Origin of the sequence: Staphylococcus sp. HMSC62B09 (genome assembly GCF_001839115.1) — a bacterium.
GTDB lineage: Bacteria > Bacillota > Bacilli > Staphylococcales > Staphylococcaceae > Staphylococcus > Staphylococcus haemolyticus.
In genome coordinates, this window is sequence record NZ_KV840129.1 from 41,355 (window position 1) to 63,002 (window position 21,648).

Consider the following 21,648-nt stretch of genomic DNA (forward strand, 5'->3'; position numbering starts at 1 on the left):
TGAGAAAGCTTATATTCAAAACTTTTTGAAAGTTAATCAACCTATATTAGGCGACACAATGAATTCTGTGTCGCTTTTTTATTTTGTCAATTACAAATATACAAAAAACCTTTATAATGTAGTTTGCAAACTTTTTAAGGAGAAACACTATGCAACCTTCAACTCATACAAAATTACCCCTATTGCTTCTAATAGTATTAGGTGTAATGACTGCATTTGGACCTATGATTATTGATATGTATTTACCCGCATTACCTGAAGCACAACATCAATTTAGATCATCAACATCTGAAATACAACTTACATTATCATTTGCAATGATAGGTTTAGCACTTGGCCAATTCCTATTTGGCCCATTATCTGATGCATATGGTCGTAAAAGAATGGGTCTTATCATATTATGTATATTTTTCTTAGCCACACTTAGTGGCGTATTCGCTACTAACCTAATTTTATTTTTATGTATTCGTTTTATCCAAGGGTTTACAGCCGGTGGTATTATCGTTATAGCCAAAGCTTTCGCTGGAGATAGATACGAGGGCGATTTATTAGCAAAATTTCTAGCATCACTAATGGTCGTGAATGGTATTGTTACTATCATCATGCCATTACTCGGTGGACTATCATTAACACTTGGATCATGGAGAATTGTATTCATTATCCTAACATTTATAAGTCTATTAGTACTATTAGGCGTCGCTACAATGATGCCAAAGACACATAAATCGGAACACAAATCACTTAACTTTAAAGACATTTTATTAGATTTCGGTAGTCTAATGAAAAAACCACGATTCATTATTCCAATGTTGCTACAGGGGTTAACGTATGTAATGTTATTTAGTTTTTCATCCGCTTCTCCATTTATTACGCAAAAAATTTATAATATGACACCTCAACAATTCAGTATCATGGTCGCTGTTAATGGTGTCGGTTTAATTATCGTGAGTCAGATCGTCGCACTTCTTGTAGCTTATATTAATCGTTTCAAACTTATGATTTATTTAACCTTAATACAAGTTGTAGGTGTCATTTTAATTGTGGTTACAGTTGCAGTTCATGGTCCCTTATGGATTTTACTTATCGCATTTTTCTTAAATGTATGTCCTGTTACGTCTATTGGGCCACTTGGTTTTTCAATGGCAATGGAAGAACGTACTGGTGGTAGTGGCAATGCGTCTAGTTTATTAGGACTATTCCAATTTATACTTGGTGGTATTATCTCTCCTATTGTAGGACTCAAAGGACAATATGACGCAACCCCATACATTTTCGTTATTATGATAACAGCAGTCATTTTAATAACACTACAAGTGATTTATTTTAGAAATCATCGTAACCCAGCATAATAAATCTTTTATTCAATATAACTAGAAGATTAAGACAAAGGATTAAAATGCTACATAAAATCATGCAGTAGTCGACTAAACTGAGAAGATGCTCATATCGAGCTTTTCTCAGTTTTTTGCATTTCATTTTAAAATGAGGCCATTAATTTAAAATCAAAGTTACTCGTTCACAATATTTTAATAACTTTCCAACAAATAAGTGACAGCTATATTTTTTCTAATTGATAATTATTATTAACGATTATAATGAAAGTAAATAAAGGAGGAGTTTTAATGATTACAAATGAATCTATCGTTGCAGAAATTGTTACTGATATCCCACTAAGTGCTGATATTTTCAGAAAATATGGCATCGACTTTTGTTGCGGTGGCAATATATCTATAAATGAGGCAGTTAAAAATAATAAAGTTGATGCAGAAACTTTAATAGATGAAATTAATGAACTTCCAAACCATGATCAAGGAAACATTAATGTGAAATATCTTGATGCACCGTCATTAATTCAATATATACAATCTCGCTATCACGAAACAATGCGTGAAGAATTTAAGAATCTATCCCCTTATGTTACAAAAATTGCTAAAGTTCATGGACCGAACCATCCATTTCTAATTCAGTTACAAGATTTATATCGTCAATATCGAGATGGTATGCTTGAGCATATGGCTCAAGAAGATGAACATGATTTCCCAGCGTTAATTAAACTTTCTCGTGGTGAACAAGTAGATCATTCATCTGATATCATTCAAAGCTTAGTTGACGACCACACTCAAACAGGACAAGTACTTGAAGATATGCGTGAATTAACTAACCAATATCAACCTCCTAGTGAAGCTTGCCAAACTTGGAGATTAGTATATCATCGTCTAGAGAATTTAGAACGTGAAACTCATGAGCATGTACATTTAGAAAATCACGTACTCTTTAACAAATTCAGTTAGAACAGGAAGTGTTGACTACGGTAACTAAAATAGCCGGCCATACATTTTTAGCACAATTAGGAAAGAAACGTTTACGACCAGGGGGGTGTTAGCAACAAATTGGCTTATAAATAAAGGACACTTCACCAGTGGCAAACGTGTTTTAGAAGTAGCTTGTAATATGTGTACAACTTCTATTGAATTAGCTCAAAAATATAATTGCCACATTGAGGGCGTAGACTTAAATAAAACCGCTTTAGAAAAAGGTAAACAAAATGTTTCGAAACACAATTTAGATAAGCTTATTCATTTAACGCAAGCCAATGCTATGAAATTACTTTTTGAAGATAAGAGTTTTGATATTATTTTAAATGAAGCGATGCTAACAATGTTGCCTTATCAGATTAAGGAAAAAGTGCTAAATGAATATTATCGAGTATTAAAGCCGAATGGCATTATACTTACACATGACATTGCAATTATTAATAGACAAGAGGCACCAACAGTCATTGATGAATTAAGTAACGCCATCAATATGAAAGTTACACCTTTATCGCCTGAAGATTGGTATCAACTCTATCAAGAAGCTGGTTTTTCAAATATTGAGTCTAAAGTAGGTCCACTATCTTTAATGACTCCAATAGGCATGATTCGAGATGAAGGCCTCCTTGGTACGTTAAAAATTATTAAAAACGCTCTAAAATTAACTAATCGCAAAATGTTTATCAAAATGTTTAAAACAATGCGTAAACATAAAAAGAATATGAATTATATCGTTCATGCAATTAGAAAATAAATTGTGAAAGTATAACAAGAACTGAGAAACGCTTAAAAGAGCGCCTCCTCAGTTCTTTTAATTATAGTATTTTATAGTTTTGTAATACCTATTTTATCTCAATCTTTTGTCTGATCCTCTATAGGAATCCAAATTTCCGTAATATAATCACTACTTTGGGTATTTCCTGGTAAATAATGTTCAAACATAGGTGCTCTAATCGTCTTAAATTTAGCTTGAGGTAATAACTCTTGATAGATTTTAGGCATTATCGATTTAATCGCTTCGGGAACTTTTCCTTTCGCATCTATAACAACATACTTATGAGCTGACAATTCGAGTGTATTAAAGTGCGAATCATTATTATTCGAATTATCACAAGGTACACCAATGAAATAGTCGAAATGATTATCTTCTTTCTGTAAAATGACGCCTAACATTCCTGATAATGTTTGATTACTAAGTTATATTAAATCATCTACAACCCCATCATTATTTACTTTTTGCCAAAATGACGGTATATCTTTTTGCATCTCATCGCCGCTCTCATACTTTCTTAAGACACCGATGAGTTGAACATGATTTAACTGTTCCAATTTATATTGTATTGCCATTCAAATGTCCCCTTTTTCATTTATTCTATATCAATAAAGTCAAAATCCATATTAATATACGAGATGACCACTAAGGTATATAATAAATTTACTTAAATTAAGTGATGTAAATCATAAAAGTGTCTTTGAGGAGAATAAGGATGAAAAGAACGATATTATCAATCAAACCAATTAGCCAATTATTTCCAATTCCAATGGTCATGGGCTGCGAAGGTGTTTCAGCAGCAATGTTACTTCAATATAACAGTCATAATATTAAAGCAACTGAAATTATGAAACATTGGCCCAAACATCCTAATAATCCCTATAAAGGCTATGTGGGTCATCACTTACTTGTCAAATTGGGTCATCATCAAACCATCTTTCCAGATGCTTATGTTCCATATTTACAAACAATTGATTCACGTATTGTTGATGGCACAGGTACTGACCTAACATCGTTAGAGACCGTAATCGATTCAGGTCAACCGGTCATCATGTACCACACGAGTTTAGGACGTAAACCATTTCGAAAACACTTTACATTTGATGATCATGAGAAAGAACTCGTTTCTAACATTCATGTTACGCTATTAATTGGATACGATAATAAATATTACTATTATATAGATCCCTTATGGAGTCATTTATTTAAATTTGTTATCTTTCCTGCTATAGTTCCTAATCGCTTTCAAATTATTAAAATTGCAAAGTCGAAATTAGAACGTAGCTTTAACGCTCCTGGTCGTACATGTATTTATCTTAAAGTAAACACCAATGATTAATAGTTACTGTTAAGTGAGGTCGAGATAATTTAAGACACTTCCCGATCTCACATATATTTTATTCATCACTAATATCAAATGTTACTAAAGCGTTATTGATTTCTTGATTAATATCACTCGTTCTCCATTGTCGTTGATACCCTAAGCAGGGACAAATATATGTGATGCCATTTTCACTAATCATCTTGCGAAAATGCACATGCCCCATAATGCTATAACGAATGGAATAGGTTGAATAAAATTCATCAAAGTCCTTAGTACCAATATAAGCATTAAAGAAATCAAAAATGCGATGCGGCATAGGTACTAAAAATTGAGGATGCGTAACAATGTGTGTCATTAAAATAACATGTTTATCTTTCACTTGTTCTAAGTCTTCTTGTATTTGTTTAGCCGCCTCTTTAGATAACACTCTGTCATCAATATCCCAATCAATTTTCACTTTATCTTGCCATGTGGCACCATAATATTTCCCTCTTTTAATTCGATCCAAATCAAATTTGCTATCCGCATAGCTATAATCATACCAAGCTGTATGTCCAACAATTGCCCAATTATTATTAATAATATAAGGTTTTCCGATTAAACAATCTGGCTTGCTAGCATAAAATTCATAAATTTGCTTTGAACTGAGTGATGCTTCTGAAGTCCAATAGTCATGATTACCAGGCACGAATAAGATTGGTATACGACATTTTTCTTTTAAGTCTTGAATAAATTGATAACCTTGCTGAAAATGATTAGACATATCTCCTGCAATTAATAATAAATCAACACTTCTTTGTTCCACAATATGGGCGAGTGCATCAAGATATGCTTGTGGCTCTAGTTTAGGATGTCGATCGATATGTAAATCTGAAATTGTACCTATCTTCATTAATGTCTTCCCTCTTACTTGTTTTGAATTGAAATCATTATGTCATAGTTATTATTAATAATAAATAAATCTGTTTATTAAATTTTCAGAAATTTGTTTATATTTTATACAATAAAGAGTATAATAAAATTACCTTTTAGCAAAGTTACATAATTTGTGAACAATTAGTATCAAAATCGCTTTTTATCTAAAATTTAACAGCTATTGAACAAACGCTATACTTTGTTAAAAGAAAAAATTTTTTGCATAAAAAGAAAGCGTTTACAACTAAAAATTAAAAATCGCATCATTGCTTTCTAAGGAGGAAGTATATGGCTAGACAGTTGGAAAGAGAACTAAACAACAGGCATATTCAATTAATCGCGATTGGGGGCGCAATTGGTACAGGATTATTCCTAGGTTCAGGACAAACAATTGCTTTAACAGGACCTTCCCTTTTACTAACATACATGATTATTGGTATGGTCATGTTTGCATTCATGCGAGCACTTGGAGAATTGTTATTAAGTAATACACGCTTTAATTCATTTGTAGATATTGCGAACGAATACATAGGTCCCTTTGCCGGATTTGTCATTGGTTGGACATATTGGCTCGCTTGGATTGCTTCAAGTATGTCAGATTTAACAGCAATGGGACAATATTTTAGTTTTTGGTCCCCACAAGTTCCACATTGGATTACCGTCTTGTTCATAGTATTAATGTTAATCTCTTTTAACATGTTAGGTGCAAGATTATTCGGTGAATTGGAATTTTGGTTCTCAATTATCAAGATTGTTACTATTATTGCGATGATCATCGTTGGACTTGTCATGATATTCTTCTCATTTAAAACATCTTATGGTCATGCATCGTTTAGTAACTTAACTAATCACGGCGGTATCTTCCCTAATGGACCATTTGGATTCTTAATGGCATTCCAAATTGCCGTTTATTCATTTATTGGTATTGAACTTATCGGAGTAACTGCTGGTGAGACGAAAGACCCTAGAAATGTAATTCCTAAAGCGATTAATAACGTGCCTATACGTATCTTATTATTTTACGTCGGTGGTTTATTAGTCATCATGTCGGTTATTCCTTGGAATAAAATAGACTCAAATAGTAGTCCATTCGTAACGATGTTTAGTTTAATCGGCTTACCATTCGCTGCCGGACTAGTAAACTTTGTAGTATTAACTGCCGCAGCATCAGCAACAAACAGTGGTATTTATTCTAATAGTCGTATTTTATTCGGACTTGCTAAACAAGGTTTAGGACCTAAAGTTTTAAGCAAAACAAATGATAGCAGTGTTCCCTACTTATCTATGTTAGTATCATCTGGTACCTTATTAGCAGCAGCATTGCTTAATTTTATTTTCCCAGATGCCATTAAATTATTTATTTATGTTACAACACTGTCAACTGTTCTATTTTTAGTAGTATGGGCAATGATTATCATTTCTTATATTGTTTTCGTTAAAAAGAATCCAGAAGAACACCATAAGAATAAATTTAAACTCTTTGGCGGACTTAAGACAGCATATGTCGTACTCGCATTTTTCGCGTTTGTGTTTGTACTACTATTCTTTAGCGAAGATACAAGAGCGGCCATTTTCATTTCACCAATTTGGTTTATCTTCTTGTTCATCTTTTATAGAAAATACAAGTCTAATGCAGAAGACTTAGCAGAACGAACTCGTAGTCAAGGTCGTAATTCAATTAATTATTAATCATCACATTAATTAATTGATAAACGAAATTTTTCAATTTATATAAGCAAATTAAACTGAGAAGATGCTTAAATCAAGCTTTTCTCAGTTTTTATATTTTTATGATCTTAACTCTGTTCTCACTATAATACAACTTTATTCAACTACTCCCAATTTTAAACATTTCAAACAACTCTATATTGATAACCACTTTAATTCATATATCCGTTTATAGACACTTAAATATGGTAAATAGGTTGCCATTTTTGGTAGCCTATCATGTCACATGGTAAACTATTAGTATTCATTTTATAAAGGAGTTATTCATGGAGCTATTAGAAGCATTTTTATTATTTATATTCGCAGTTATTATTAGTTCTATTATTTATAATAGGTTCCCTAAAATTCCTACTGCTTTTATTCAAATCGCATTGGGTGTCTGCTTATTTGTGCTACCTATTCCAATGCACTTTGAATTTGAATCGGAAGTCTTTATGATGGCTGTTATCGCCCCTCTGCTATTTGTGGAAGGTACTCATATTTCCAGAACAAAGTTACTTGAGTATCGTAAACCCATTGTTCTTATGGCAATGGCCCTTGTATTTACTACCGTTATTGGTGTAGGTTTCTTTATTCACTGGATTTGGGCTGATTTACCAATGCCAGCCGCATTTGCAATTGCTGCAATTCTGTGCCCTACTGATGCAGTCGCAGTTTCCGCAATTACTAAAGGTAAGATATTACCTAAAGGGTCAATGTCAATTCTTGAAGGTGAATCGTTACTTAATGACGCTGCAGGTATCATTTCATTTAAAATTGCAGTTACTGCACTTGTAACTGGTAGTTTTTCAGCGTTTGATGCAATAGGCCAATTTATTATTTCAACTATTTTAGGTGTGTTAATTGGTATCATTGTTGGCGCACTAGTCGTAACTTTAAGAGTTTATTTAACTGCCAATAAAGGGATGAAAGATAGTAATACGTTAACATTCATTCAATTACTTACTCCTTTCGCCGTTTATTTTATTGCCGAAGAGCTTCACGCATCAGGAATTATAGCCGTAGTTGTCGCTGGTTTAATCCATGGTTTAGAACGCGACCGTTTAATTCGTGCCCAAACGGAATTACAAATGAACTATAACCAAATATGGAATACGCTAAGTTATGCATTAAATGGCTTTGTATTTGTAGTGTTGGGATATATTGTTCCCGAAGTAGTTATGGAAATTATTCATGACGAACCACAAAACATTGTATTTTTAATTACAACCGCTCTATTAATTGCGCTAGCGATTTATGTATTTAGATTTGTTTGGGTGTACTTATTATTTAAAGATTTTTACTATCCAAACAACGTTCAATCTTATTTAGATGATGAAGAAGATGCTGGACCACCGAAGCGTAATCACTATGCCTTTATTATGACGATGTGTGGGATACACGGTACCATTTCTTTATCAATGGCATTAACACTTCCATATATGATGGATGGTAACCAAGAGTTTATATATCGTAATGATCTATTATTCATCGCTTCATTTATGGTATTAACTAGCTTAATTCTCGCCCAAGTTGTTCTACCGTTTATCACACCATCTGAAAAGGTCTCAGAATTTAAAGGTATGTCCTATCAATCAGCTAAAATATTTATGGTTCAACAAGTACTTGATACTTTTAAAAAGAAAAACTCTGAAGAAAAAAGTATGGATTATCGACCAATATTAAATCAATATTTTAATGAGTTATCATTCTTAATCAATATGGAACCGGACAATAAAAATACGAAGGAATTACGTCGCCTTCAAGAAATATCTGAAGAAGAAGAAACAAGAACACTAGAACGATTAATCGAAAAAGAAAGAATTACTAAGAAGGATTTAACAGACTATCGCAATATTATGGAATTCAGTCAATCTTATCGTGAAATGTCTATTCTAAGAAAAATAAGTCGTTTCTTTAAATTGATTGGCTTACGATTTAAAGCTCGTAAAGAATCACGAAAAGAGGCACATCGCATTCATAAAGAAAACCGTGCATTATTAAAAGAAGAACATCATGCTACATCTGAACAAAATAAAATGGATATTAAAGCTAAGCGTGAAGAATATAAAGCTGAACGTCAAAAAGTAAAAGACGATAAAAAGGCACAAAGAGAAGAATTTACAAATAGCTTTAACAAAGTGCAACAATTAATGCGTGTTGTTAATCACAATATTATTATGAAAATGCGTCAAGAACAAAATAGTTCAAATGTCTTAGAAGTGAGTTTAATTATTAACCAATATCACAATCTATCTCGTACGATTCGTCACAATAAGAATAAAAAGCAACAAAGAAATCAAAACAAAGAAGTATATGAACTTACTACACAGCAACAACAAGATGTAAAATTGGAAGCATTATACATCCAACGCACCATTTTAGATGAATTAATTTCACGAAATAAAGTAACTAATGAAGTTGCAACCCAATTACGAGAAAACATCAATTACAATGAAATCGTTCTAGCACATGAAGTAAGCAACGCTCACTAAAATCAATTAAAGCCCATAGATAATGTAACCTTGCATTATCTATGGGCTTTTCTATAAGTTTATTTGTGTAATTTAAATGGTACAGTTGCCAAAATAACATTCTTTTGATAGAACAAGTGCATTTTTAATCTAATACTCGTTTGATTGTGTAAGAAGTTATGCCAAGATTTTTTTGTAATAAACTGAGGCACAACAACTGTAATGACATAATTTTTATCATTCGCTTTTTTATTGATCTTATCAATAAATCTTGAAATTGGTCTAATGACACTACGATATTCAGAATGTAAGATGACTAAACGCACATCTGGATAATGACGTTGCCATTTTTCAGCAAAGCATTTATCCGCTTCATCACCAAAGGAAACATGTACTGCTATAACATCATCAGCAATCATTTGAGCATAATACACTGACTTATCAATGGCTGATGTAATCGTACTTACAGGAACAATCGCTAAATTTTTATCAACGATTGGCATATCTTGCACCATCGCTGTCGATTTCAACTGTTTAGCAATATCTTTATAATGACCTTTGATACGTAGGAATACAGTCACAATTAAAGGTAAAAATATCAATATTGGCCATACATGGCTAAATTTAGTGATCAAGAAGATCATAAATACGATAAATGTAATTGTTCCACCTATCGCGTTGGCAATCAATTTACGAGACCACCCTTTTTCTCTGCCTCTAATCCATTTTAGCACCATGCCATATTGAGCTAATGTGAACGGAATAAATACACCTACAGCATAGAGTGGAATTAAGTTCTCAGTTTTACCATCAAAAATGATAATAAGCAAGATAGCCCCAACACCTAAAGTAATGATAGAGTTCGAATAACCTAAGCGATCTCCTCGAACACTAAACATACGAGGCATATATTTATCTTTTGCCATGCTAGCAGCAAGCATTGGGAATGCGGTAAAACCGGTATTCGCTGCTAAAACTAAAATCATTACTGTTGTTGCTTGAACAAAATAATAACCAGCATTGTGTCCTAGAATGTTCATTGCTAATTGAGACAATACGGTCGTTTCAGTCTCAGGCATTACGCCGTACCAATAGGCCAAACCTACAATGCCTACTAATAGAAATGCAAGGATGCCACCCATTGTAACTAATGTTTTAACAGCATTTTTCGGACCAGGATCTTTGAAATTAGTCACCGCATTAGATATAGCTTCGACACCTGTTAAAGATGAAGCACCAGATGAGAATGCCTTTAATAGTAGGAATAGCGTAACACCAGGCACAGCTGTTCCCACTGTTGCGTGCATATGTGGTTCAGCTTGGCCAGTTGCAACTTTCCATACTCCTACAACAATCATAATAATTAACCCGATAATGAATAAATAGACTGGATAAGACAATACTGTAGCAGATTCTGTCAATCCACGTAAATTCATTATTAAAATAAATAGTACTAGTAAACATGCAATCAATACTTTGTGATGATACAGTGACGGAAATGCAGCTACAAACGCATCTGCACCAGAAGCAATACTTACCGCTACAGTTAAAATATAATCAACAAGTAATGAACCACCAGCTACTAGTCCCCATTTTTCTCCTAAGTTAGTCTTAGAAACCATATAAGCACCGCCGCACTTAGGATAGGCATAAATGACTTGGCGGTATGATAAGATTAAAGCTGCTAATAGTACTAATACTGCACATGCAATTGGTAACGTGTACCATGACGCCATAGCGCCAACGACTGCAAGTGTAATCAAAATTTGCTCCGGACCATAGGCTACTGATGACAATGCATCCGAGGAAAGTATTGCTAAAGCCTTGAAATTACTGATTTTTTCATTTTTCAAATCGCGATTTCTTTTAGGTTTACCAATTAAAAGTCTTTTAAATTGAGTGAACATAATACTCTTTACCTCTTTATATTCAAATTCAATGGATAAAATATACTCCCATTTTGATAAAAAGTATAGATGGCCCCACTATTTTAATGTGATTTATCACCATTAAAGTTACATTTTACAGTTATATTTATTTGTAAAATTTCTATTATTAATAATTTAAATCAATAGATAGCAACACAAAAGAAACACAAGAGCAATTTATCAAAAAACTTGCTATACTATTTTCGTTAACGTATAAATTGTTCACTACTTAAATCTTATGATCAGAGGATTAAAAATGAAAAAGACATTTCTTTTCAGTGGAGTCGTATTAGTTATTATCTTATTTATTTGTTCAATCATGATTAAATGGCAACCCAACTATTCAATGATTAGCCCTACTTCTCAAAATTATTTGGACAGCATTGTCGAAAACGAAATGAATGATGGTCACATTCCAGGCGTCTCTGTATTAATTATTAAAGATAATAAAATGTTACTCAATAAAGGTTATGGGTATGCAAACATTAAAAATAAACAAAAAGTAACCTCTAATACACGCTTTGAAATTGCTTCTAATTCCAAAGCAATGACGGGATATGCCATTATGCAACTCGTCAATGAAAGGAAAATCAAATTAAATGACCCTATAAGTAAATACATACCTAACTTTCATATGAAATATAAAGGAAAAAAAGTAGAAATCACTATTAATCAATTAATATCTCAAACTAGTGGTATTCCAGGAGATATCACTGACAATGATAAAATTACAAAAAAGACGGATAGTCTAGATGGAATTGTTAACAGTATTAATGGTCGTTCACTGAACCATCGACCAGGAGAACAGTTCGAATATGCTAATATGAATTACGATATTTTAGGTTTAATTGTTCAGAATATATCTCATTCTCCCTATTCATCTTATATGAGTGAACATATTTTCAAACCTTTAAATATGAAACATATTTCTACTAAAGAGAGTAATAAAAAGGGCGGAGATGATGCTCAGGGGTATGATATTCAACATAATAAAGCATACTCAGATAATCCAAAGTTTAATATCGGTGATAACCCGTCAGCCTATTTAATGGCTAGCACACATGACTTAGAACCTTGGATAAAATTTCAACTTCATCCCCCAAGACATTTAAAATCTTTAGTTGAAGCTACACACAAACCAAAGGTTAAAACAAATGACGATGATGATTCTCAATATGCAACAGGCTGGTTTGTCACTAAGGATAATCAAGAAACACTTATCTATCATCCAGGTACGCTTGAGAACTATTCTTCTTATATTATTTTGAATCCTAAGAAAGACTATGGCATTGTTGTTCTCGCAAATGCTTATTCTAGTCATACTCCAACGCTTGCCAAACATTTAAATACGCAATTAAGTCAAGGACAGCATATTGATACGGTACAATACTACATCAATCAATACAAAACTATGATTATTGTAGTTACAATCGTGATTTGGATCATGGTTGCTATAACTTTGATTTACTTATATCGTCATATCACCAGTCATCAACTGATCCTATTAAGCGTTCAACATAGAAACACGAAATATCGAATACTCATACTTTCAATCGGCTTTATTTTAATTTTAGGTCTTCTACATGTATTGCCTTCATTGTTACTAAATGGCTCTGATTGGCAATTTATTATGTCTTGGCTACCGGCACCAGCTAAAGTCACTATACTAGGTTTCATCACTTTATTAACAAGTCTTTTTGGTTTGACTCTTTTAAAAATAATTACAGTTACAAATAAATCAAAGTCATAAAATTGAGATTAACCGCTACGCTTATCATGCGAATATGTTAAGCTAAACATATTAAAGACTAAGATTATTAAAGACCTCAAGCATATAGGAGATTATAAATGAGAAAAAAATGGTCCTTATTCATAATGAGTGTTGTCATATTATTGGGTGGATGTGACTATTCTCATAAAGAAGATCAACATGGGTTCTTTTATACTATATTTGTTAAGCCAATGGATATGTTACTTCACTTCTTAGGTCAAACATTCCATGAGAATTATGGATTAGCCATTATTGTCATTGTACTTATCATACGTCTTGTACTAATGCCACTAATGTTTATCCAAGTGAAAAACATTCACATTATGAGAGGTAAAACTCAGGTAGTTAAACCAGAAATTGAGAAACTGCAAGATAAACTAAAGAATGCTGATACACAAGAAGAACGTACTGCAGCTAATAAATTATTAATGAAAAAGTACAACAACTATGGTATTAATCCATTCAAAAGCCTAGTTGGAACTTTGCCAATATTAATCCAAATCCCTATTTTATTAGGTTTATACGCTTGTATTAAATATCCAACGAGTGGTGGTATTATCGAGCACCCTCACTTTTTATGGTTCAATTTAATGCATACGGATTTAATCATGACATTTATAGCAGCTTTACTTTACCTCATTCAACCTTTGGTCAATGCAATGCATTATCCAAAAGAAGAACGCCGCACATACTATGTCATGATGGTGTTATCTCCATTATTTATTATTTATGCATCACTGCAATCTGCTTCAGCCTTAAGTTTATACTGGGCGATAAGTGCAACGTTTTTAATTATTCAAATGCATTTTGCACATAGCCATTATGCAAAAGTAGGCAAAGCTGCTGGAGATCAGTTACGTAAACAAATTGAAGAACAGCGTAGAAGTAAGTCTACAAATCACAATGACTAACTCAATAAAGAGCAAAACATACTAAAAAGAGACTGGGATATTAAGTTCTTGTATAAGAATAAAAAATACTAAGTATTTTGGCGAGACTCTTGAGAAAATAGGACAAGCTGAAGACTACAGGGTGAGGCTAACTCCTAAGAAAGCGAGCCAATAATTCGAAGTATTGTAAATAAAGAAACTAGCAAATGAAGTTTTTAAGACTCATTTACTAGCTATTTCTATAGAAATAATATCCCAGCCTCTTTATTTCATTTCTACAATCTTATTTTAAAGGATGCATACCATCTTTCCATGTATTGTAGATTAGTGTACCACCTTGTTCTTTAAATTTGTCATTGGTGATGCCACGTTCAAATGGTTGTACGGGTTGGATAGTGACTTCAGGATCCGCACTAACTTCTTTTGAATACCATGCTACAAAGTCTGATCCTTTTACTGGCTCATCATCTGCAACATTATAAATACCAGTATCAAAGTTCATCGCTTGAATAGATACTTCAACAGCATCATCTAAATGAATGAATGATGTGACACCATCTGATAATGTTACTTCTCCATCTTTAAATTGATTATAAATCATACCGTCTTTACCATACCAAGTACCTGGTCCATATAACCAACTGAAACGTAACACAACATATTGGTCCATACGAGCGGTTTCTTTTTCAAGTCCAATCACGCCATCTACCGTAATTTTTCTGTCACCATCTGAATGATTATCTAATGGTGTTTCTTCAGTAGCAAGTCCTTCTCCTGGTTCATACATGAAACCAATACTTTGAGCTACTACTTTTTTAACATCATATTTAAGTGCCGCATCAGTTAGGTTTTTACCGCCCTCTATACGCACTTTTGAGTTTGCTACCATATCAACATTTTTTAAATCTGTAATTTGATTAATGATAATTTCAGGACGAAAGTCATCAATTGCTACATCAATAGTATCCACTTTTAAGATATCGCCAATATACGCTTTAGCGTTTAGTCCTTCTAATTTCTCTTTACCTCTCTCAGATGTAGTAAATCCGGCAACCTCGTGTCCTTCTTCAATCAAACGTTGTGTTAATCTTGTTCCGATTAATCCTGTTGCGCCTGTATTAATATTTTAGTCTTTATTGTACTCACCTTTTTATTTCTCTTTTTCTGAAAATGAATATCTCAATCTAACCTACTTACTTGAATCTCTAATCATATCAATAGTATTCATCCAAACAATATGACCGAACAACTCTGAAAATCGTTCTTCATAAGGTAAGTCTTTAACCTGAGGTGTCAAATTCAACTTTGGCAATAAATATTCATGAAATGCAATATGTATAGCAACGCCAAATAATGATCCTTTCAATGCTGTGATTCTTGGGAATTTTTCAGCTAATAAGCCATATGCTAAAGCATTTGCTACAGAGAAGCCATAATGAATACCCATAACCGTTATTGGAATATCATTACCATTATAGTGATAGGTTGCTTTTTTGATCGAATCTGGTAATCCCACCTGATTCAATAATGTCATTGGAGGGGTTTCTTTCTCACGGTCAGGTGTTCTAGGCGGAACGATAGCTTCCCAACCAATCTTAACTGCACCACTTAGCAATCCACCTACAATACTCGTAATGATGACACGTTTCGTTGAACGATTCATTCTAATAACAGCTCCTTCAAATTCACTTAACTTTCTTCTACCCTTTTATGAAAAATTTAAAATCATTCATATTAAATTAAGGATTTAGCGTATCAATTTTAATCACAAAGATATAATTATTCGACTCAAAATGGAGCGAGACCGAATTCAATTTGAATTCAACATCTCACTCCAAGCCTTATATATTAAATTGGTTTCATATTTCAATCTTAAGTCACAACTAACATACTTTGTATTAGCATATTAGATGAAAACATGTCCTTCACACCTTCTAAGTGGACATTATTTTGCATGTCGTTGTTGTTCTTTCGCATGTACCAGATTCGCTACAAATTGGTTAACTGGAGCATCTATATGATGTTCTTTACCTAATTGAGCAACTGCTCCATTAATATAATCAATTTCTGTAAGTCGATTATTGTTAATCAAATCTTGATACATTGATGGATAATGTGGGCCTACCTTTTCATTTAAATCGATGAGATAATTGTAAACTTCATCTCCATTTAAATGTACGCCATCTACCGTTGCTACTTGTACAATTTCTTGTGTAATCTTGTAAATAAGCTGTTTCGCATAATCACTCTCATTCAAATTTGATAAACGACATTCTAAAATCGTACAAAGTGCATTAGCAGTACCATTCACACAAATTTTCTTCCAAATTGATTGTTGCAACTGCTCACTTTTATATGGATTAAGACCAGATTGATCTAACAGTTCATACACGACATCAACATTAGCTTGACCTTCAGATACAAGTGCACCAATTTCAACCGGACCTGAACCCATTAAATGCGTATGTCCAGGAGATTCTAATCCTGCAGTCCATGTAGTAACACCGCGCACAATTCGTGATTCATCAACATAATGTTGAATTAAACGCTCGTGTTTCAAACCATTCATAGTACAAACCATAATTGTATTGTCATGAATGTGTGCTTTAATATGTTCCAGCATATCTTGTAACTGCATCGCTTTAGTAAATAAAAAGATAACATCAAATTGAGCATCTTGAGGAATATCGTTATGTTGATACATCGTCATGGTAAGATGATGATTTTCACCATTGATGTCTATATGTAAACCTTCTTGTTTAACAGCTTTCGCTTGTGGCTCCCATCCATCAATTAACGTTACATCATAACCTTGACGGTATAACATCGCACCAAATCCGCTTCCTAACGCGCCAGAACCTGCAATTGCTATTTTCATAAGTCACGACCCCTTTTTTCTAATGATGTTTTTAAAATACTACTTTAAATTTATAGAGTCAATATTGTAAACGGAATATTCACAATTTTAAGATAATTTGATATAAATTATTCTTTAATTTATTAAAAAAGATATCGAACTCTTATTGAATTCGATATCTCTATCTTTTAAAAACTAATATTTATATTAATTTGTTCTTAATTTCTTAGGAACTAAAATCAAGATAACTATAAATGCGGTTAAAGCAATTCCGGCATTGAATAATACACCAGCAGCGCCACCTAGTTGTAAATTCATTAATGATGCGCCAAAACCATAAATGGTACTAGACATCGCAACACCAAAGGCATTACCTAAAGATGATGCCATTTTATACAATCCAGATGCTACCCCTACTTTGTCGTCAGGCGCTTCCGCAACCGCTGTATCAGTAGAAGGTGTGGCATATGTACCTAAACCGATACCAAATAATAAGTAACCTATAATACTTGAAATAATATAAGCAACATTTGGTAAAAATGTTAAAGATAATAGTAATAATCCTAAGAATGCAAATCCACTACCTATTAGTAATGGCTTTTTAGCACCAAGTTTTTGTAATAATTTTTCACCAACACGAATCATGACTAGCACAGCTACAAGGTACGTAATTGAAATTAAACCTGCTTGTAGTGAACTAAATCCTAATTGACTTTGATAATACGTATTAACAACAATAAGTGTACCACCGGCAACACCATTTAACATAAAGTTTGATAATGTCGCACCGCTGTAACCCTTATTTTTGAAAATATGAAAATCAACTAACGGGTTCTCTGCTTTTAATTCTCTAATAATAAACAGGATACCCGCAACTAAGAATACAGCACCAAGTGATAAAATCATTGGTGAGAATAGTCCACGATCTGCAGCTTGCGTAACCATCACGTTAACACTCAATAGTGTAATAACTAATAGTATTAAACCAGTAACGTCAAATTTAGTTTTAGTTTCATTCGCATTCGGTTCAACTTTAGTCTCGGGTGTATGTTTAATTAAGAAAAAGGCTAAAATTGAAAGTGCAATTGAAACAATAAAAATCCACTGCCATCCGATCGTTGAGGCCATGAAACCACCAAATAATGAACAAATACCACTACCGCCCCAAGAACCTATAGACCAGTAACTGACAGCGCGTTGTCTTTCTTTTCCTATGTAATATTCATTTATTATTGCAAGTGTAGACGGCATAATTAATGCACCTGATAAACCTTGTAACGCACGACCTACTAATAACAACCATGCGACAGGTGCGATGATTAAACATAATGATCCAATAATATTTAATGCTAAGCCGATATATGTCATTTTTACTCGGCCTAATTTGTCTGCAATATCTCCTGCCCCTACAATAAATAGTCCAGAGAACAATGCAGTTAAACTAATGGCAATATTAATCGTACCCATGTCTGTGTTAAATGAAGACTGTAACGTTGGAACAACGTTCACTAATGATTGTGCAAATAACCAGAACGTAAGTACCCCGATTATAATACCAATTAGTAATTTATTATCTCCCCTAAATTGTTTTGATGACTCCATCTCGAAAAATTCCTCCTAAATTACCCTAAAACTAATCTACTCAAATTGATATACGTCATAATGAAGCAACCATAATAAGTGTCATACCTTTTATGTCTATGACTTTAATCAATTAGTCCCTTATTTCTATAATTTATTAACATGTGCATCATGACTTACATTATTTGACGTTAGCTTATGTTTGATACGACACTCACTTAGAAATTTGTTTACATTGAAAACCTTATCATAATTAAGAAGAAATGACTTAATAATATACTCTAACTTTTTCAATAAATATTTTTAACAACATACTCAAAAGTGCAATAAATCAATAATTAGATACCTACAAATTATAAGTTTTAATTTTAAACTATTAAGTTAAAATTATCCATATTATAATTAAAGAAAGGATAATTATTTTAACTGAAACTACATTGAATAGGTGCTTACTATGTTTAATTTATTTATATTATTGCTTGAACGTGTAGGGTTAATCATTATTATCGCCTATATGTTACTGAATATTAATCACTTTAAAACGATGATGGGTGAACGCGAAAAATTGCGTTCTCAATGGCAATTAACAATTTTGTTCGCTCTATTTGCTATAACTTCAAATTTCACTGGAATTGAAATTGAAAATGGACATATTGTAACTAGTAACATTTATTACCACCTTAATGACGATGCATCTATGGCAAATACACGTGTATTAACAATAGGGATGTCTGGTTTAATTGGCGGACCTTTCGTCGCAATTATAGTAGGCATTGTATCAGGGTTGTCACGCCTTTATATTGGCGGTGCAAATGCATACACCTATCTCATTTCATCTATTTTCATCGCACTCATATCAGGGTTTTATGGTTATCGTACAATGCGTCACTATACTTACCCAACCGTTTTAATGGGTGCCATTATTGGTGCACTTAATGAAGCAATTCAAATGGCATGCATTCTCTTCTTTGCCAACGATACAGCGTCTGCATGGTCGCTTGTTCAATTCATCGCTTTACCTATGATTTTAATCAATAGTATTGGGACAGCTATCTTCTTATCTATAATACTTTCAACATTAAAACAAGAAGAGCAAACCCGTGCTATTCAAACGCATGATGTTTTCGAAATAGCGAATAAAACGTTGCCGTATCTTAGGTCTGGTTTAACTGAACAGTCTGCACGTTCCGTTGCTGAAATCATTCTGAAATTGATGAACGTATCGGCAGTTGCTATCACAAACAGAACAGATATTTTAACGCATGTAGGTGCTGCAAGTGACCATCATGTTGCAAAAAAAGCGATCATTACTGATTTATCAAAAGATGTTATAAAAACTGGTCAATTAAAAGAGGCACACTCTAAAGAAGAAATCGGATGCAACAATCCAAATTGTACTTTAACATCTGCAATCGTCATTCCTTTAATGATTAATCAAGAAGTAGCCGGCACATTAAAATTTTATTTTACAAATGAATATGATAATACGACATCAACGAAACAACTCGCACGTGGCTTAGCAGATATCTTCTCAAGTCAATTAGAATTGGGTCAGGCCGAAATGCAAAGTAAACTTTTAAAAGATGCTGAAATCAAATCATTACAAGCACAAGTTAATCCGCACTTCTTCTTTAATGCGATTAATACCATTTCAGCCCTCGTACGTATTGATAGTGAAAAGGCAAGAAAGTTATTATTACAGTTAAGCCAATTCTTTAGATCAAATCTGCAAGGTGCTCGAAATAACACCATTACTTTGGAGAAAGAGTTGCAACAAGTTGAGGCCTACTTAGCATTAGAACAAGCACGCTTCCCTGATCGATTCACAATTGAATATCATATTGATTCATCTTGTAAACATGTGCTCATCCCACCTTTCGTCATTCAAATCCTAGTTGAGAATGCTATTAAACACGCCTTTAAACATCGTCGTAAAGATAATATTATTGATGTGACTGCATATCATGACAACGAAGAATTAACACTAACCGTTCGTGATAATGGAAGTGGAATTGATGATGATAAGTTACCATTGATTGGACAAATGAGTGTTGATTCAGAGACAGGAACTGGTAGTGCCTTAGAAAATTTAAACAGACGGTTAATAGGACTTTACAGCACCAAGGCCGCTTTACATTTTGAATCAACAGAATTAGGAACGACGGTAAGTTGTCATATACCATCACATACAATAAAGGAGGATATTTAGGTGAAGACGTTAATCGTTGATGATGAACCATTAGCTCGAAATGAGCTTCATTACTTATTAAATGAAATCTCAGGATTTAACGTAATTGATGAAGCTGAAAACATTGAAGAAACGTTAGAAAGACTTTTATCAGAAACATATGATTTAGTCTTTTTAGATATCAATCTTATGGATGAAAGTGGTATAGATTTAGCACAAAAGATAAAGAAAATGAAACAGCCACCACATATTATTTTTGCCACTGCACACGATACATTTGCAGTTAAAGCCTTTGAACTTGATGCAATTGATTATATACTCAAGCCTTTTGAACTTGAGCGTATAGAGCAAGCAGTAAATAAAGTTAAGCATCAACTATCTAATAGTAATGAGATAGATCATGCAACAAGTGAATCATCTACTCAATCAATGCAACGAGATGAACGTCATGATAACGGAGACCAAACCGTACTGCCAATTGAAATGAATGAACGTATCTATGTAATCCAAAAAGACGACATCACGGCAGTTTCAGTCAACAATGGGGTAACAACGATAAATACTATCAACCGCACTTACCAAACAAATGAACCACTTAACTATTATGAAAAGAAATTATCGAATAACACATTTATTAAAATCCATCGTGCGACTATTATTAATAAAACGCATATCGATAGCGTTGAACATTGGTTCAATTATACTTATCAAGTAACCATGACTTCTGGAGACAAATTTCAAGTCAGTCGTTCATTTATGAAAGCATTTAAACATGAAATTGGCCTTGCATAAACGAACGAATAATTAACTTATATATAATTTCATTAATGAGTATTTAGCCACTTGCTAATAACATTTTTCATTATGCAAGTTTAGGTTAAATACTTTTTATTTATAGAAAAACGCCGTACCATTTGCTATTTTTTTGT

17 protein-coding genes and 1 pseudogene are annotated in these 21,648 nt (G+C 33.1%); 10 read left to right on the forward strand and 8 right to left on the reverse strand.

Annotated elements, in window-relative coordinates; translation table 11 throughout:
- Positions 1–149: 149 nt before the first annotated feature.
- From HMPREF3265_RS05290 to HMPREF3265_RS05300, 3 genes and pseudogenes are all read left to right on the forward strand, one after another.
- The gene (locus HMPREF3265_RS05290) at positions 150–1,349 is read left to right on the forward strand and encodes a putative multidrug effflux MFS transporter TcaB (RefSeq protein WP_070861097.1); all 1,200 of its coding nucleotides are present in this window, start codon (positions 150–152) and stop codon (positions 1,347–1,349) included.
- Positions 1,350–1,622: 273 nt separating this feature from the next.
- Positions 1,623–2,291, forward strand: coding sequence for an iron-sulfur cluster repair di-iron protein ScdA (gene scdA, locus HMPREF3265_RS05295; protein WP_070861098.1), 669 nt, complete (start codon positions 1,623–1,625; stop codon positions 2,289–2,291).
- An 11-nt stretch (positions 2,292–2,302) separates the two neighbouring features.
- A pseudogene (locus HMPREF3265_RS05300) lies at positions 2,303–3,066 on the forward strand (class I SAM-dependent methyltransferase).
- A gap of 98 nt (positions 3,067–3,164) precedes the next feature.
- Here the strand turns inward: HMPREF3265_RS05300 and HMPREF3265_RS12875 are convergent.
- Together HMPREF3265_RS12875 and HMPREF3265_RS12880 are read right to left on the reverse strand one after the other, a co-directional pair.
- Positions 3,165–3,485, reverse strand: a complete 321-nt coding sequence (locus HMPREF3265_RS12875) for a GyrI-like domain-containing protein (RefSeq protein ID WP_240556347.1) — start codon at positions 3,483–3,485, stop codon at positions 3,165–3,167.
- Between the two features lie 24 nt (positions 3,486–3,509).
- Positions 3,510–3,659: a hypothetical protein gene (locus tag HMPREF3265_RS12880; protein ID WP_240556345.1), complete on the reverse strand. Its 150-nt coding sequence runs from the start codon at positions 3,657–3,659 to the stop codon at positions 3,510–3,512.
- A gap of 140 nt (positions 3,660–3,799) precedes the next feature.
- On the opposite strand from HMPREF3265_RS12880, the gene HMPREF3265_RS05310 reads away from it, so the two are divergent.
- Complete coding sequence (locus HMPREF3265_RS05310; protein WP_070442623.1) at positions 3,800–4,423, forward strand: C39 family peptidase; 624 nt, start codon at positions 3,800–3,802, stop codon at positions 4,421–4,423.
- A gap of 58 nt (positions 4,424–4,481) precedes the next feature.
- Here the strand turns inward: HMPREF3265_RS05310 and HMPREF3265_RS05315 are convergent, their stop codons facing one another.
- On the reverse strand, positions 4,482–5,300 hold the full coding sequence (locus HMPREF3265_RS05315; RefSeq protein WP_070861099.1) for a metallophosphoesterase: 819 nt from the start codon (positions 5,298–5,300) through the stop codon (positions 4,482–4,484).
- A 311-nt stretch (positions 5,301–5,611) separates the two neighbouring features.
- Between HMPREF3265_RS05315 and HMPREF3265_RS05320 the strand changes: the two genes are divergently transcribed.
- Complete coding sequence (locus HMPREF3265_RS05320) at positions 5,612–7,012, forward strand: amino acid permease (protein WP_070861100.1); 1,401 nt, start codon at positions 5,612–5,614, stop codon at positions 7,010–7,012.
- Between the two features lie 305 nt (positions 7,013–7,317).
- Positions 7,318–9,525, forward strand: coding sequence for a cation:proton antiporter domain-containing protein (locus HMPREF3265_RS05325; RefSeq protein WP_070861101.1), 2,208 nt, complete (start codon positions 7,318–7,320; stop codon positions 9,523–9,525).
- Between the two features lie 59 nt (positions 9,526–9,584).
- Here the strand turns inward: HMPREF3265_RS05325 and HMPREF3265_RS05330 are convergent, their stop codons facing one another.
- Positions 9,585–11,411, reverse strand: coding sequence for an APC family permease (locus tag HMPREF3265_RS05330; RefSeq protein ID WP_070861102.1), 1,827 nt, complete (start codon positions 11,409–11,411; stop codon positions 9,585–9,587).
- Between the two features lie 277 nt (positions 11,412–11,688).
- Between HMPREF3265_RS05330 and HMPREF3265_RS05335 the strand changes: the two genes are divergently transcribed.
- A complete protein-coding gene (locus HMPREF3265_RS05335) occupies positions 11,689–13,182 on the forward strand; it encodes a serine hydrolase domain-containing protein (RefSeq protein ID WP_070442634.1) in 1,494 nt (497 codons plus the stop codon).
- A 98-nt stretch (positions 13,183–13,280) separates the two neighbouring features.
- The gene (gene yidC, locus HMPREF3265_RS05340) at positions 13,281–14,114 is read left to right on the forward strand and encodes a membrane protein insertase YidC (protein ID WP_070861103.1); all 834 of its coding nucleotides are present in this window, start codon (positions 13,281–13,283) and stop codon (positions 14,112–14,114) included.
- A 262-nt stretch (positions 14,115–14,376) separates the two neighbouring features.
- On the opposite strand, the gene HMPREF3265_RS05345 is transcribed toward yidC, so the two are convergent.
- The 4 genes from HMPREF3265_RS05345 to HMPREF3265_RS05360 form a co-directional block, all read right to left on the reverse strand.
- Entirely contained in the window at positions 14,377–15,216 is an 840-nt protein-coding gene (locus HMPREF3265_RS05345; protein WP_070861104.1) for an NAD-dependent epimerase/dehydratase family protein, read from the reverse strand.
- 66 nt (positions 15,217–15,282) lie between these two features.
- Positions 15,283–15,756 carry a DUF1440 domain-containing protein gene (locus tag HMPREF3265_RS05350; RefSeq protein ID WP_037550159.1) on the reverse strand — a complete coding sequence of 158 codons (474 nt, stop codon included), beginning with the start codon at positions 15,754–15,756 and terminating at the stop codon, positions 15,283–15,285.
- A 282-nt stretch (positions 15,757–16,038) separates the two neighbouring features.
- Positions 16,039–16,971 (reverse strand): 2-dehydropantoate 2-reductase, encoded by a 933-nt coding sequence (locus HMPREF3265_RS05355; RefSeq protein WP_070861105.1) that lies wholly within the window; start codon positions 16,969–16,971, stop codon positions 16,039–16,041.
- Positions 16,972–17,157: 186 nt separating this feature from the next.
- Complete coding sequence (locus HMPREF3265_RS05360; protein ID WP_070861106.1) at positions 17,158–18,552, reverse strand: MFS transporter; 1,395 nt, start codon at positions 18,550–18,552, stop codon at positions 17,158–17,160.
- Between the two features lie 433 nt (positions 18,553–18,985).
- Between HMPREF3265_RS05360 and HMPREF3265_RS05365 the strand changes: the two genes are divergently transcribed.
- Together HMPREF3265_RS05365 and HMPREF3265_RS05370 are read left to right on the forward strand one after the other, a co-directional pair.
- A complete protein-coding gene (locus HMPREF3265_RS05365) occupies positions 18,986–20,740 on the forward strand; it encodes a sensor histidine kinase (protein ID WP_070861107.1) in 1,755 nt (584 codons plus the stop codon).
- On the forward strand, positions 20,741–21,511 hold the full coding sequence (locus tag HMPREF3265_RS05370; protein ID WP_070861108.1) for a response regulator transcription factor LytR: 771 nt from the start codon (positions 20,741–20,743) through the stop codon (positions 21,509–21,511).
- The last annotated feature ends 137 nt before the right edge of the window (positions 21,512–21,648 follow it).

Coding starts and splice junctions, on each gene's coding strand:
- HMPREF3265_RS05325 (WP_070861101.1), top strand. CDS start 7,318: ATGGAGCTATTAGAAGCATTTTTATTATTTATATTCGCAGTTATTATT.
- HMPREF3265_RS05365 (WP_070861107.1), top strand. CDS start 18,986: ATGTTTAATTTATTTATATTATTGCTTGAACGTGTAGGGTTAATCATT.
- yidC (WP_070861103.1), top strand. CDS start 13,281: ATGAGAAAAAAATGGTCCTTATTCATAATGAGTGTTGTCATATTATTG.
- HMPREF3265_RS05350 (WP_037550159.1), bottom strand. CDS start 15,756: ATGAATCGTTCAACGAAACGTGTCATCATTACGAGTATTGTAGGTGGA.
- HMPREF3265_RS05320 (WP_070861100.1), top strand. CDS start 5,612: ATGGCTAGACAGTTGGAAAGAGAACTAAACAACAGGCATATTCAATTA.
- HMPREF3265_RS05330 (WP_070861102.1), bottom strand. CDS start 11,411: ATGTTCACTCAATTTAAAAGACTTTTAATTGGTAAACCTAAAAGAAAT.
- HMPREF3265_RS05360 (WP_070861106.1), bottom strand. CDS start 18,552: ATGGAGTCATCAAAACAATTTAGGGGAGATAATAAATTACTAATTGGT.
- HMPREF3265_RS05290 (WP_070861097.1), top strand. CDS start 150: ATGCAACCTTCAACTCATACAAAATTACCCCTATTGCTTCTAATAGTA.
- HMPREF3265_RS05355 (WP_070861105.1), bottom strand. CDS start 16,971: ATGAAAATAGCAATTGCAGGTTCTGGCGCGTTAGGAAGCGGATTTGGT.
- HMPREF3265_RS05315 (WP_070861099.1), bottom strand. CDS start 5,300: ATGAAGATAGGTACAATTTCAGATTTACATATCGATCGACATCCTAAA.
- HMPREF3265_RS12875 (WP_240556347.1), bottom strand. CDS start 3,485: ATGTTAGGCGTCATTTTACAGAAAGAAGATAATCATTTCGACTATTTC.
- HMPREF3265_RS05310 (WP_070442623.1), top strand. CDS start 3,800: ATGAAAAGAACGATATTATCAATCAAACCAATTAGCCAATTATTTCCA.
- scdA (WP_070861098.1), top strand. CDS start 1,623: ATGATTACAAATGAATCTATCGTTGCAGAAATTGTTACTGATATCCCA.
- HMPREF3265_RS05335 (WP_070442634.1), top strand. CDS start 11,689: ATGAAAAAGACATTTCTTTTCAGTGGAGTCGTATTAGTTATTATCTTA.
- HMPREF3265_RS12880 (WP_240556345.1), bottom strand. CDS start 3,659: ATGGCAATACAATATAAATTGGAACAGTTAAATCATGTTCAACTCATC.